The organism is Gemmatimonas sp., assembly GCF_041689975.1.
In the GTDB taxonomy this organism is placed as follows: Bacteria; Gemmatimonadota; Gemmatimonadetes; order Gemmatimonadales; family Gemmatimonadaceae; genus Gemmatimonas.
Genome location: NZ_JBDNFF010000174.1, coordinates 14276 through 27890, shown reverse-complemented (window position 1 = coordinate 27890; position 13615 = coordinate 14276). Strand labels below are relative to the sequence as shown.

9 protein-coding genes are annotated in these 13615 nt (G+C 64.3%); 2 read left to right on the top strand and 7 right to left on the bottom strand.

Annotation, left to right across the window (positions count from 1 at the left end):
* The coding region (locus ACESNG_RS11230; protein ID WP_373064514.1) for a UPF0182 family protein at positions 1 to 2688 on the top strand (2688 nt) is incomplete at its 5' end.
* Between the two features lie 1001 nt (positions 2689 to 3689).
* On the opposite strand, the gene ACESNG_RS11225 is transcribed toward ACESNG_RS11230, so the two are convergent.
* Entirely contained in the window at positions 3690 to 3923 is a 234-nt protein-coding gene (locus tag ACESNG_RS11225) for a hypothetical protein (protein ID WP_373064516.1), read from the bottom strand.
* A 12-nt stretch (positions 3924 to 3935) separates the two neighbouring features.
* On the opposite strand from ACESNG_RS11225, the gene ACESNG_RS11220 reads away from it, so the two are divergent.
* Complete coding sequence (locus ACESNG_RS11220; RefSeq protein WP_373064518.1) at positions 3936 to 4439, top strand: M16 family metallopeptidase; 504 nt, start codon at positions 3936 to 3938, stop codon at positions 4437 to 4439.
* Positions 4440 to 4512: 73 nt separating this feature from the next.
* On the opposite strand, the gene ACESNG_RS11215 is transcribed toward ACESNG_RS11220, so the two are convergent.
* From ACESNG_RS11215 to nuoL, 6 genes are all read right to left on the bottom strand, one after another.
* Positions 4513 to 5946, bottom strand: coding sequence for a S8 family serine peptidase (locus ACESNG_RS11215; RefSeq protein ID WP_373068994.1), 1434 nt, complete (start codon positions 5944 to 5946; stop codon positions 4513 to 4515).
* A gap of 223 nt (positions 5947 to 6169) precedes the next feature.
* Positions 6170 to 7504 carry an APC family permease gene (locus ACESNG_RS11210; protein ID WP_373068992.1) on the bottom strand — a complete coding sequence of 445 codons (1335 nt, stop codon included), beginning with the start codon at positions 7502 to 7504 and terminating at the stop codon, positions 6170 to 6172.
* A complete protein-coding gene (locus ACESNG_RS11205; RefSeq protein ID WP_373064524.1) occupies positions 7501 to 8595 on the bottom strand; it encodes an LLM class flavin-dependent oxidoreductase in 1095 nt (364 codons plus the stop codon). The genes ACESNG_RS11210 and ACESNG_RS11205 overlap by 4 nt, the downstream gene beginning before the upstream one ends.
* Before the next feature lie 147 nt (positions 8596 to 8742).
* The gene (locus tag ACESNG_RS11200; protein ID WP_373064526.1) at positions 8743 to 10140 is read right to left on the bottom strand and encodes an NADH-quinone oxidoreductase subunit N; all 1398 of its coding nucleotides are present in this window, start codon (positions 10138 to 10140) and stop codon (positions 8743 to 8745) included.
* Positions 10137 to 11723 (bottom strand): NuoM family protein, encoded by a 1587-nt coding sequence (locus ACESNG_RS11195; protein WP_373064528.1) that lies wholly within the window; start codon positions 11721 to 11723, stop codon positions 10137 to 10139. The genes ACESNG_RS11200 and ACESNG_RS11195 overlap by 4 nt, the downstream gene beginning before the upstream one ends.
* Positions 11716 to 13614, bottom strand: a complete 1899-nt coding sequence (gene nuoL, locus ACESNG_RS11190) for an NADH-quinone oxidoreductase subunit L (protein ID WP_373068990.1) — start codon at positions 13612 to 13614, stop codon at positions 11716 to 11718. Before nuoL ends, ACESNG_RS11195 begins: the two co-directional genes overlap by 8 nt.
* Position 13615: the final 1 nt, after the last annotated feature.

Genomic DNA, 13615 nt, shown 5'->3' with positions numbered 1-13615 from the left:
CCCACCTTCAGCGCGCTGCTCGCCGATTGGTGGTGGTTTCAGGAAGTGGGCTACGAAGTGGTATTCAGCCGCCAGCTGTCCGCGCAGGTGGCCCTTTTCGCGGGTGCCGCGCTGCTCGCGCTCGGCGTCGTGATGCTCACGCTGCGCATCGCCCAGCGCGGCCACCCGCGTGGTCCGCTGCTGGTGCGATCGGGCGATACGACGGCCCGCATCGAACTCTCAGCGGTGATCGCGCGCCTCGGTATCCCGATTGCGCTGGGGCTGAGTCTCTTCGCCGGGCTGATCGCCAGCGCATCCTGGGAGACGGCGCTGCAATGGTGGTACGGCGGGCCGTTCGGTCTCAGCGACCCCGTGCTGTCGCGTGACATCGGGTTCTACGTGTTCACGCTCCCTGGAATCTCCGTGCTGCTGGCGATGCTCTCCGCGCTGACGACCGTCTCCCTCGTGCTCGCCGCGGCGGTGTACATCCCGCGCGGTGACATCAGTGTGGGCCCATCCGGCGTGGTCGTGAAGCGGCAGGCGGGTATGCACGTGGCGGCGCTCGTTGCCGTCATGCTCGTGCTCACGGCTGTCCGACTCTACGCGGTGGACATTCCCGAACTGCTGTTTTCCAATACCGGCCCGCTCGTCGGCGCGAGTTACACCGATCTCCATGCCACACGCCCCGCCATCTACCTCTCGGTCGTGCTGGCGCTGGGCGCTGCCGCGTTGGTGGTCGTGGGCGGACTGCGCGAGCGCCTGCCGCGGTTCGGGGGCATCGCCATCGTCGGCTACCTGGGCGTGTCGCTGGTCGCGCGTGGCGTGCTTCCGCAGCTCGTTCAAAAGTTCATTGTGGCACCCACCGAGCTCACGCGCGAACGACCGTACCTCGCGCATCACATTGCCGCCACGCGCCAAGCGTGGGGGCTCGACAGCGTGGACACCCGTGAGCTCAACGGCGAGGCCACGCTCACGCTCGATGATCTGAAGCGCAACGCGCCCACTATCGACAACGTGCGGCTGTGGGACCGCAGTCCGCTGCTGCAGACCTTCGGCCAACTGCAGGAGATCCGCACGTACTACGATTTCGTGTCGGTGGATGACGACCGCTACTGGATCGACGGAAAATACCGCCAGGTGTTGCTCTCGCCGCGTGAATTGAACGTGGCCTCGCTGCCCACACGCACCTTCATCAACGACCACCTCACCTTCACGCACGGCATGGGCCTCACGCTCAGCCCGGTGAACCAGGTCACCGTGGAAGGACTGCCGGTCTTGTTCGTCAAGGACCTACCCCCGGCCTCGAACGTGTCGCTTACCGTGACACGACCGCAGATCTACTTCGGAGAGCTCAGTAACGACTGGGTGGTGACGGGCACGAACCAGCGGGAATTCGACCAGCCCTCCGGCGAACAGAACGTGTACAGGAGCTACGGCGGCACGGCGGGTGTGCGTGCCGGTGGCTTCCTCAAACGCATGGTGTTCGCCTCGGTCTTCGCATCATCGAACCTGCTGTTCTCGCAGGACATCAGCGACACGAGCCGCATGGTATACAATCGCAACATCGTCACGCGCGCCCGGAAGGCGCTGCCGATGCTCGCCTTCGACCGCGACCCGTACATGGTGATCCGCACGGACGGGACGCTGGTGTGGATGATGGATGCGTATACCTCCACCACGCGGTATCCGTACTCGCAGCGGCTGGCCGACGGCACCACGTACATGCGCAACAGCGTGAAGGTGGTGATCGACGCGTACGATGGGTCCATCCGCTCGTACGTGAGTGCGCCGAACGATCCCATCATCGCCACCTGGCGTCGCATCACGCCGAACATCTTCCTGCCGCTCGACAGCATGCCCGTCGATCTGCGGGCGCATATGCGCTACCCCGATGAGCTCTTCCGCGCCCAGTCCGCGTTGTACACCACGTATCACATGGACTCTCCGGACGACTTCTACCACCGTGAAGACCAGTGGCAGATTCCGTCCACCGACCAGAAGGAAGGCGCCGTGGCCTTCATGCGGCACATGGTAATGCGACTGCCCGACGAACAGGGTGCCGAATTCATTTACATGGTGCCGTTCTCCCCGCGCGGCAAGGACAACCTCGCGGCGTGGATGGTGGCCCGCAACGATGGCGCCGCGTACGGGAAGCTGCGCGTATACAAGCTGTCTCGCCAAAGCCTCGTGTTCGGACCGCGGCAGATCGAGAACCGCATCAACCAGAACACCGAGATCTCGCGCCAGGTGACGCTCTGGGACCAGCGCGGGTCCACCGTGCTGCGGGGCGACCTGCTGGTGATTCCGATCGAAGAATCGCTGCTGTATGTGCAGCCCCTATACCTGCAGGCCGAAGGTGGGCGCATTCCCGAGCTCAAGCGAGTGGTGGTGGCCTACCAGAACCAGGTGGTGATGGAATCCACGCTGGATGGTGCCTTGGCCACACTGTTCGGGAGTGCCACCGGTGCGCGGGCCGCACCGTCCGTGGTCGCGGCCGGCGACTCGAGCACCGGCGTGCCCGTGGTTATAGACGCGAGCCTGCAGCCGCTGATCGACGAAGCCCGTCGTCATTACCAAAGCGCGATCGAGGCGCAGCGTGAGGGAGACTGGGGTAAGTACGGCACCGAGATCAAGACACTGGGTCAGTTGCTGGAGCGGCTGGGCAACCGTCCGGCCGCAGCGACGGAGCGTGTGCCGCCCTCCCGGTGAGCCGCGCCGGCGGCGGACGCAGCAAGAGCGCGCACGGCGGAACGCATACCGATGCCCCCTCTCCCGTTTGTCGCCCGCGATCGGTGCGTGATCTTTCACTTTCTTGAGCACGCGCTGAAAGGCCGTGCGCGAGCCACGGGCGCGTCACGTCGCGAGCGAAGGCCTGCGATCAAGACATTCGTGTCGAGGACGCCATGCGGTTTCATGCAGTATCACAAATGACACCACAAATGGACGCCCGAGCCAAGCGGGCGTGAACGCCAACGAACGAAGCTGTTTTGAGTGGAGGAAACATTCAACGAGAGGTTGGCCGCATTCCTTCGCCGCCGTTGAGTGCAGCGACTCGGTGATCCTTCCGGTCACACACCTCTCGTCTACGCTGAATCACCCCGGCTTGACCAACCACGACCAGGTGTGGGTGAAGGCGCTGGAGCGCGAAGTGAAGGAGCCCCGCCGATCCACTGAGAGCCTGCGCAAGGCGTCGGTAGACTCAATGGGTCGAGTGCTCGACGCGCCTCGGTCTCTTTCGCTACATCGAAGGCTGGTACAAGCCGCGCCGCTGCCACTCCGCGTTCGGCCAGCGGTCGCCTCTGGCCGTCGAGCGCCTCCATGCCGTACCATCCAAAGCGGCTTGAAAACCCAACCCCACCGACGCTGCGAAAACGGGTCAAGTTCAAGTTCAGACTACTCGTGGGTATTCTTCGTGTGGGACAAAGGCCATTCGATGACAGGGTATTCGTGTGATCTGCGGCGAAAGAAGCCGAAACTGAAGGAGAGATCGAGCTGGGAATCCTGACGGCGCTGCCGCCGCTTGACGTACCAAGCACGGCGCTGCAAGAACCTCTGATGAATCCCGTTCACATGCAGGAGGCCGGGCGAAAGCAGGCGTGTAGTATCTCGAGTTCATCAGGCCGTACAACATTCTCGACGTTCCCGAGGAGCTCCGTGATCACGACGGATGCGTGGTCGTCGGCCTCCCGGGTGCTGCGCGCTGATCCCGCTCAATGACGCCTGGCCAGCGACCGTTCAGACCATGGCAGCACCGGTGTCACGGTGATGCCATGGATCACGAGGTTGCAGGCCACCACCGCCACCAACGGCGCCACATCACTGCTCGGCACCCCGTGATTGAGCGCGTAGCGCAGGAAGTACAGGCTGCCGATGCCGCGAATGCCGAACCAGCCCAGCAACCACCGCAGGGCACGCGACGTGCGCGATCCGATCAGCGACAGCATTACGCTGCCGTCGTGCTCGCGGCCGAGATCATGGGTGGTGGGTTCCTCAAGAGCCGTATGGCCGACCGACTGCGTCAGCGCGACGGATTGAGCTACGGTGTGGGCACGCAGGTGAACATCACCGCCGGCGACTCGCTTGGCCGGCTCTTCACCTACGCCATCTACGCGTCGGAAAACCTCGACCGCCTGCAGGCAAGCTTCCGCGAAGAGCTGGACAAGCTGGTGACGGGCGGGATCACGGCCGAAGAGCTCGAGGCGGTTCGCGCCGGCTGGTTGCAGGGGCGGCAGCAGCAGTATGCGAACGACAATGAACTCGTGAATACGATGGTGGCTCGTCGGCGCTGGAATCGCACCTTTACCAGCTACGATCTGGCGCTCGAGGCTCGGGTGCGGAAGCTCGCAGTGGCCGAGGTGAACGCCGCGATCCGGAAGTACATCGATCCGAAGCAGACGGGGATTATCCGAGCGGGCGACTTCAAGGGGGCGAAGAAGAAGGCGATCACGCCGATGCCCTGAGGCTGCGAGCCAGCGACGCACAAGGGCCGGCCACGTTGCGCAGTGGCCGGCCCTTGCACGTACCGCACGGTGGTCAGTAGCTGACGGTCACCGCGTTGGAGCACAGCGTGCCGACGCAGACCTGGTACGTCGCGGTGCCCGGACTACGACCGGGATTGTCGGAGTACGAGCCGCTGGTCGAGGTGCCAACCGCCGTCGAGCCTCGATAGATGGTTGCGGTGCCCACCGATCCTGTCCACGAAAGCGATGCAATGGTGTTCTTGCCTTTCACGCTGGTGCGGACCGCGAGCACGATGCTGGTCGCAGGCGGCGGCGTGACACCTCCACCGATGAACCCGGAGTACAGCAGCCGGTTGGGCGACCCGGTACCGGGGGTGGTCACCACGTTGGCCGTGGCATTGGTGACCAGTGCGGCCGCCACGGTCGCCGGTGATGCGGTGGTGTTGCCCTGCAGGTACAGCGCGGCCACACCGGCCACGTGCGGCGAGGCCATCGAAGTGCCCGAGATGGTGTTCGTGGCCGTATTGCTAGTGGACCAGGCCGAGGTGATGCTGCTGCCCGGCGCGAAGATGTCCAGACACGTGCCGAAGTTCGAGTACGTCGCCCGCGCGTCCGACGACGTGGTGGCGCCCACCGTGAGCGCCGCGGCGGCGCGGGCGGGCGATGAATTGCAGGCGTCGACGCTGCTGTTACCGGCAGCCACCACGAACGTCACACCGGCGATGACCGCATTTGCAACGGCATTATCCAGGGTGCTGCTGGCGCTGCCGCCCAGCGACATGTTGGCCACGGCCGGGCGGGCAGGGTTGCTGGTTACCCAGTCAACGCCAGCGATTACGCCCGACGTGCTGCCGGACCCCGTACAGCCGAGCACGCGCACGGCCACCAGCGCTACGCTTTTGGCCACACCGTATGTTGTGCCACCCACCGTGCCGGCCACATGCGTGCCGTGACCGTTGCAGTCGGTCGTGCCACGACCGTCGATTATGGCCGTAAAGCCAATGCTGCTGACGCGGCCACCGAACTCGTTATGGGATGGCAGGATGCCGGTGTCGATGATGTACGCCGTGACGCCCGCGCCCGTTGTCGTGTAGCTGTAACCGCTGTTCAGCGGCAGGTTGTTCTGGTCGATCCGGTCGAGCCCCCAGGTGGCAGGGGACTGCGTGGCATCGGCAGTGATCACCTGATCCTGCTCCACCGATGCCACATTCGGATTTCGCAACAGCGCCTGCGCCGCTTGCGGGGAGAACGGCGCGGCAAAACCGCGAAGGGCATGTTCATACACGAAACGCGGCGTGGAGCCGTCGCCCGCCGCCAGCTGTCGGGCAAGCCCGGGAATATCGCGAGCGGCGTCCTTGAAGGTCACGATGTAGACCGGCCGATCCTGCGCGGCGCTCTGGGTAAAGGCGGGCGCGGCCACCGCCGGCTGGGTGGGCGAGGACGCGTCTTTACAGGCCGTTACGAGGAGGAGTCCAGCTATGCTGGCTGGAAGGAACATGCGGCGCATAAACACTGCTCTCCGATCACGAGGGACGTGACGTCGCTGGACATGGTGGCTTCCAGCAATGCCCCGGGCCAACTGCCCGATTCTCCGAGCGGTAAATTAAGCCCGCTCTCGCGGGTTCGTCCAGCAGCATCGCAGAACTCCCCGATTCTCGGCTCTGCTCATGGCTACGCTCCGATCCTGCTCACCCGGCATCCGGACCTGACTCGATGTGACGGACACGTGGTTATCGCGGCGTGTGCTTCGCCGCCGCCCGCACGACCACGTACAACGCGCTCCCGCCAACGGCCGCGATCAGCACGTCGCGCGTTTCCTTGCCCGATGTGCCGCTCAGCAACCACGCGATGAGCACCAAGCTAGCGATCGGTGCCACGAGGCCACCGGACAACAGGAACCGCGCTGGTGGCACTTCGGCTTTTCGGCGCAATACCGGTAGCGCAGCGCAGGTGACCGCGAATACGAGCAGTCGCGCGATCGTACTGATGGTGAGCACGTACACGTGCGTGCTGGTGAGTGCGAGCAGCCACACCACGACGGCCGATAGCACAATGCTGTGCACCGGCGCGCGCGACGCCGCGTTGAGTTTCCCGAGCACCGCCGGGAGCTGCCCCGCGTGCGCCATCGCCAATGGAATACGCGAGATCGTGAGCATGCCACCGTTGATCGTGCCCAGCATCGACACCGCCGCGCCGATCACGATGATGGTGCCACCGATCGGTCCCACGAGTGCCGTTGCCGCATCGGCCAGTGGACGGGTCGACGTGGCGAGCTCCGGCAGCAAGCCGATACATACCGCCTGCAGCCCCACGTAGAGCGCTACGACGACCGCGAGCCCCACCAGCAGCGCGAACGGCATATCACGCCGTGGGTCGCGCGTTTCGCCGGCCGCCACGAGTGCCGTTTCCCACCCTACGAAAGCGAACGTAAGCAGCAGTACAGCCGACGAGAAATTCGCGCGTGACGGCACCTCCGCCTCGCGCCACGCAGCCGGTGCGAATGCGGAGCCGTTCATCTCAGTAAGTCCGTACACGACCAAGGCCACTAACGGCACCAGCTTTGCCACCGTGATGAGGTTCCCCACGCGCACGCTGCGCGCCACGCCGGACACGTGCAGCGCCGTGAATCCGCCGATGATCGTCGTGACCAGGATTGCGCGCGGCGCACCGCGATCGATCCCCGGCACCAGCAGCGCGAGATACTCCGCGAGAATGCCGGCAATGGCGCAGATGCCGGCAATGCGCGCCAGCCAGAGTAGCCAACCCACCAGAAATGCCGGAAACGGTCCGAAGGCTTCGGCCGTGTAGAGATACGGACCACCGGTCGCATCGAAGCGCGAGCTCACTTCGGCAAAGCAGAACACGACGGCCGCCATAAGAAGTGCGCACGCCACGATCGCCAGCACGCCCCACACCCCGATCAGTGCATGCACTTTGGCCGGCAATCCAAAAATGCCCGCGCCGACGATCCCGTTGATCACGAGAGCCAACAGACTCCATCGGTCGACGGCGCGAATCAGCGTAGGCGCTGCCGGGTTTGGTGACGCCGCCGTGGGGTTCGTCACGTCACGGGCGCCACGCCGGTGGCCGAAACGGGACGCGCTACGCTGTCGTGCGCGCGCAATCGTGGCATGACCAGCTCACCGAATCGGCGGCACTCCTCGAGGTGCGGATAGCCGGACAGAATGAACGTGGAGATGCCGAGCGCCTGGTAGGCGCGCAGCTTGGCCTCGACCTGCGCCGGGTCGCCGACGATCGCAAGACCTACACCGGTGCGCGCGAGTCCGACGCCGGCCCACAGGTTCTCCTCCACCACCAGCGACGGACCCGACGACAGCGCGAGCTGCCGGCGCTGTCCTTCGGAGTCGGTTTTCGAGGCGGCCGAGATGAACGCGTCGCGTGTGGCCGGATCGACGCGGCTGATGAGTCGGTCGGCGGCGGCCCACGCTTCAGCCTCGGTTTCACGCACGATTACATGGCAGCGCAGTCCGTAGCGAACGCGACGCGCGGCGGCGTCTTCGCACGCACGCATCGTGGCCAGTCGCGCGCGCACGCCCTCTACGGTGTCGGCCCAGAGCAGATACACGTCGGCGAGCTCGGCGGCGAGCTGCTGTGCCGGTGCACTGTGCCCGCCGAGATAAATCGGAATCGGCGACGACGGTTTCGGCGCGAGCAACGCACCGCGGGTTTGGAAGAAGTCACCGTTGTAGTCGACCACGGGTTCCGACCACAGCTGGCGCATGACCTCGATGAATTCGCGCGTGCGACGGTAGCGCGCATCGTGGTCGTCGTGATCGCCGTACATTGCATTCTCGACGGGGTTCGAGCCCGTCACGATATTCAGGCGGAGTCGCCCCGGAAAGAGCTCATGCGCCGTGGCCGCCATCTTGGCGAACACGGCGGCGTTGAACATCCCCGGCCGCACCGCCACCAGCAGCCCCGCGCCCTGCGTGCGCGCCAACGTCGCGATCGACGCCGTCCACGCATCATGCTCGGCGTGGAAGTTGGTGGCCGTAAGCAGACTGCTGAATCCCATCTCCGACGCCGTCTCGACGAGACTCGCGAGATACGCCGGAGTTGGCTTGCGGAGCGCGCCGCCGCCGATGAACTCGCCGTCGGAGGCCAGCTGACAGAACCAGAGTAGATCGAGGGACATGGACGGTACGTGGCAGGGTTTGGGGTGATCGCCGAGTATGGCTCAAATCGTTTGCTTATCCGTGCCTTTCCGTTAATTCGTTCCATCCGTGTTCCAGCTGTTCACCCAACCCAGCCCTCACAACAATTACAGCCAAACGCACACCGCCTACATCCCCCCCAACACCCACCCCGGCAGCACCGCCAGCACCAACGTCCCCACCAAACACAACACCCCCGCCACCCGCGCCGCGCCACCTGCTTCCTTCTCACCTGGCGTCGTTTCCGAAGCCGTCATGAACAGCAACTGAATCACGCGCAGATAGAAGTAAATGCCGAGGTAACTCCCCACGAGGCCCAGCACGGCGTACGTGGTATACCCCGCCGCCACCACGTTCTTGAAGATCAAGAACTTCGCCGCGAAGCCCGGGAACGGCGGCAGCCCCGCCAGCGACAGCATCGCGATCGCGATCATCGCCGCCGCGAAGGGATTGCGATGATACAGCCCCTTGAGCGCGTCGAGAGAATCGCGCTGATCGTCGGTGTCGTTCTGCGGCATCACCGCAAACGCGAGCAGGTTCGTGACCGAATACGCGATCACGTAAAACAGCACCGACTGCATCCGACCTGCAGAATCGCCCAAAAACGCGTAGAACAAGTAGCCCGCATGCGCGATCGACGAGTACGCAATCATGCGACGGAAACTCTGCTGCTTGATCGCAGCCAGGTTGCCCCACACGATGGAGAGCAGCGGCAGCACCATCAGTAGGTCGACCACCGGCCGCGACGCATTGACGCCGCTGAACAGGCGCACGGCCGCCAGCAATACGGCACCCTTGGTGAGCGTGGCCATGTAGGCCGTAACGGGGATGCTCGCCCCTTCGTACGTGTCCGGCGCCCAGGCGTGGAAGGGCACCACCGCCGCCTTGAGGAACAACGCCAGCAACACCAGCACCACTGCGGTGCGCGTCATGATGTCGCCCGCTGCCAGTGCCGGCCCGAACGCGCTCACACTCATGGAGCCGGTGGCACCGTACAGCAGAGACACGCCCATCAGGAACGTCGCCGACGCGGCACCACTCAGCACCAGGTACTTGAACGCCGACTCGGCGCTTTGCGGCCGGCGGAACGCCAGCAGCACCAGCGCGTACACCGGCATGGCCAACATCTCGAGCCCTAAAAACATGACCAGAAAACTGTCGGACGACGGCAGCAGGCACAGTCCGTACAACGACGACAGCAGCAAGATCGAGAACTCGCCGTCGCTGAATTCGGTGCGCGACATGAGCAGCACGGGCACGGCCAGCGCCAACAGTGCACCCTTGGCCATCAAGACGGCCGGCGTCACGGAGAACTGCCCCGCAAACGGTTCGGCTGCGAACTGTGCGTTGGAGAGCCAGAACGCCGCCGTACACGACGCCACGACGGCGCCGAGCGCTACCCACAGCGCCGAACGTGCGCCACGTCCAAGCACGGCCATCACGATGAGCAATACGATGCCACCGAGCAGCAGATGCTCGGGGAGCATCGCCATCAACGCGTCTCGCGTGTTCAACGCAGTATTCACGGCGTCACCCCCGCCTGCGAAACGGGCGAACCAACCGGTACACGCGACGTGGTCACCAGCGACTGATACGTCTTGGCCGCGAGCTCGGTCTTCTGCAACGCGCCGTTGGGGAAGAGTCCAAGAGCGAACACCGCGACCGCGAGCAAACCAAGGATGCTCTTCTCACGCCACGACAGGTCGAGCAACGGATGTTCAGGCGAGTGGTGCGGCGCCTTCACTTCGCCGAACAGGAACGTGAGCGCGAAGCGCAGCATGTACATCGCGCCCAGCACCACACCCGTGACCGCGACCACGGCCAGCACCAACGGATAGTTGCTGCCGTCGAGATGTGCCGGCCAAGCGGCCGTGAAGGCGCCCATGAGGGCAAGGAATTCACCGGTAAAGCCGCTGGTGGTGGGCAGTCCCACCGACGCCAGCGTGAAGATCATGAAGAACACCGAATACACCGGCAGCAGGCGGGCAAGGCCGCCGTAGGCCGCGAGCTCGCGCGTGTGGCAGCGATCGTAGATCATGCCCACCAGCAGGAACAGACCGGCGGCCACGAGTCCGTGGCTCACCATCTGAATGATCGCGCCCTGAATGCCCACCAGCTCGAGACTGAGCAGCCCCAGCATGACGTAGCCCAGATGACTGATTGAGGAGTACGCGATGATCTTCTTGATGTCGGTCTGCACCAGCGCGAGGCATGCCCCGTATACAATGCTGATCACGGCCAGCGTCATGAGAATCGGCGTGAACGCCCGCGCCGCATCGGGGAAGAGCGGAAAGCCGAGCTTCATGAAGCCGTACGTACCCATCTTCAGCAACACACCGGCCAGAATCACCGAGCCCGCCGTGGGTGCTTCCACATGCGCGTCGGGAAGCCAGGTGTGCAGCGGCACCATCGGTACCTTGATCGCGAAACTCAACGCGAAGGCACCCAGCAGAATCGTCTGCACCGACAGCGGCAACTGCGCGCGGTACAGGTCGTCGAAGGCGAACGACAGCACGCCGCTGCTCTGCTGCATCGTGTGCACGAGGTAGATCACCGCGGCCAACATCAGAATGCTGCCGAAGGCCGTGTACAGCACGAACTTGAGCGTGGCATACACGCGCCGCGCGCCGCCCCACATACCGATGATCAGAAACATCGGTATCAGCATCGCTTCCCAGAACAGATAGAACAGGAAGAGATCCTGAGCCACGAAGGCGCCCATCATGGCGAACTGCAGCAGCAGCACCATGCCGTGAAAGAGCGGCACGTCTTTCTTGATCGACGTCCACGCGCCCAGCACCACGATCGGCCCCAGGAACGCCGTGAGCAGCACGAGCAGAATGTTGAAGCCGTCGAGCCCGATGAGGTACGACACGCCCCACTGCGCGATCCATGGGAGCTGCGTGGCGAACTGCAGCCCCGGTGCCGTGGCGTCGAACTGCAGGTACAGCATGGCGGCGACCGCGAACTGGACACCCATTGTCGCAACACTGATCGCGCGCGCCAAGCCGTCATTCGCGCGAGCCGCGAGCAACACCAGCGCTACGCCCACCATCGGCAACCACAACACGAGATTCAGCAGCGTCGGTCCCATCGTGAACTCAGACATGACGCCAGCTCCAGAGCAGCGCGCCCACGATACCGAGCATCACCAGCAACGCGTACAAATGCAGGCTGCCGGTTTGCATTCGACCCAACATTCCGGCCGAACGCTGCGCCAGCGAGGCCAGTCCGTTCAGCGAGCTGTCCAGCAGCTTGTCACTACCGCGCAGCAGCACCACATCGGAGAACCACACCAGGGGCTTCACGATGGCGCGATCGTACAGCTCGTCCACGAAGTACTTGCCACTCAGCAGGCGATGTACCGGCAGCGAGCCTTGCTTGATCGCTTCCGCGCGTGACGGCGGTCCGCCGTACATGAACACGGCGAGCCCGAGTCCGGCGAAGGCCAGCACGATCGACACGATCAGCAGTGTGTGCTCATAATGCTCGAGGTTTTCCACGATGGGCGGCAGCGGAATCTGCGCTTCCAGAAAATGCGGAATGGCGATGTAGCCACCGCCCGCCGACAACAGCGCCAGCAACATCAGTACGCCCGTCATCGAGATCGGCGACTCGTGCACGTGGTGCTCCACCTCGTGACTCATGCGCGAGGCGCCCATGAACGTGAGCCACAGCAGACGGAACATGTAGAAGGCGGTCATCAGGGCGGTGAGCGCAGCCATGCCCCACAGCCACGGCGCGCCGCCTTTCGCACTGGCGAAAGCGTACCAGAGGATTTCGTCTTTCGAGAAGAAGCCGGCGAGCCCCGGAATGCCCGCAATGGCCGCCGTCGCGATAGCAAAGGTCCAGAAGGTGACGGGGATCCTCGTGCGCAACCCGCCCATTTTCCGGATGTCCTGCTCGCCGCCTAGCGCGTGGATCACGCTGCCAGCGCCGAGGAACAGGCAGGCCTTGAAAAAGGCATGCGTGACCACGTGAAAGATCGCCACGCCATAGGCACCGACGCCGAGCGCCAGGAACATGAAGCCCAGCTGCGACACGGTGGAGTAGGCGAGCACCTTCTTGATGTCCGTCTGCACCAGCGCCACCGTGGCGGCGAAGAACGCGGTGAGCACGCCGACCACCGCCATCACCTGCGAGGCCTCGGGCGCCATCATGTAGATGCCCGACATGCGCGCCGTGAGATACACACCCGCCGTGACCATCGTGGCGGCGTGGATCAGCGCCGACACCGGCGTGGGGCCGGCCATGGCATCGGGGAGCCACACGTACAGCGGGATCTGCGCCGACTTGCCGGTGGCCCCGACAAACAGCAGCAACCCCACCAGGCTGGCCGGCACGATCATGGCCGCCTCGCTGCCCGTAAGGAAGGCACCGTTGATGGTGTCCATATCGAGCGTGCCGAACGCGCGGTACAACAGAAACATGCCCAGCAGGAAGCCGGCGTCACCGATACGGTTGGTGATGAACGCCTTGCGACCGGCCTTGGCGTTGGTGAGATCGTCGAACCAGAAACCGATCAGCAGGTACGAGGCGAGCCCCACCCCTTCCCAGCCCACGAACAGCACCAGCAATGAACGACCGAGCACCAGCAGCAGCATGAAGAACAGAAAGAGATTCAGGTACGCGAAGAAGCGTCCGAAGCTCTTGTCGGCGTGCATGTAGCCGGTGGAGTAGATGTGGATCACCGATCCGACACCCGTGACCACCAGCGTCATGATTGCGCTGAGGCGATCGAAGTAGAACGCGATCTCGAACACACTCGAACCGATCAGCGCCCAACGATAGAGTGGCTCGACGATCGGTACGAAGCCGCCCGCCTGCAGATCAAGGAAGGCCTTGATGGTGACGGCGAAGGCCGCGATCGGAAAGGCACAACCTACGATAGCGGCCACACGTTCATTGGCGCGATGACCACCGAGCGCCGTGGCGAAGAATCCATTGAGCAGAAAGCCGACCAGGGGCAGCAGAGCGATGAGCGCCAGCGTATGTGGCATG